Below are 508 nucleotides of genomic sequence, written 5' to 3' on the forward strand. Positions count from 1 at the left end.
GCGGGGACGTCGAGCTAGGCGTGGACTGTTTGGCGGGTCGGGCCGAGCGTTGTGCTCCTGGTGGTGGGGAAGGGTCCGGGTTGTCCACAGCCGTGAAATCTCTTATGACATCCGCCATCCCGCTTTTTTAGCTTGGGGGTATGGGCGAGAACGCATCCTCTTCTACCTCCCCACCACCGGGTGGCGCTGAGCGGGCTGTGGCCTGTTTGCGCACGGCTGGTGAGGTGCTGCGCGGGCTTGCCCAGGCCGATGTCCCCACCGGGGCTGAGCACACCCTGGGCGAGGCCCTCATCCAGGTTCTCCGTGGCCTGGACGAGGTCAAGCTCGCTGCGGCGGATGCGGCGGGGGTATTCGAGGCCCGCGGTGGGCTGGTGGGCTCGGGCCAGTTCCGGTTGTCGCACTGGTTGCAGCATGTCGCCGACCGGTCTCCGGGCGAGGCGCGCCAGATAGCGGAACTGGCCCACCGCAGCCCGCACCTGGAGGAGTCCGAGCAGGCCCACGCCCACGG

1 protein-coding gene is annotated in these 508 nt (G+C 68.7%); it reads left to right on the forward strand.

Annotated elements, in window-relative coordinates; translation table 11 throughout:
- Positions 1-140: 140 nt before the first annotated feature.
- A partial coding sequence (locus tag ABD259_RS25740; protein ID WP_344165872.1) for a hypothetical protein occupies positions 141-508 on the forward strand: 368 nt, incomplete at its 3' end.

It is taken from the genome of Nocardiopsis rhodophaea (assembly GCF_039530945.1).
Lineage (GTDB): Bacteria > Actinomycetota > Actinomycetes > Streptosporangiales > Streptosporangiaceae > Nocardiopsis_C > Nocardiopsis_C rhodophaea.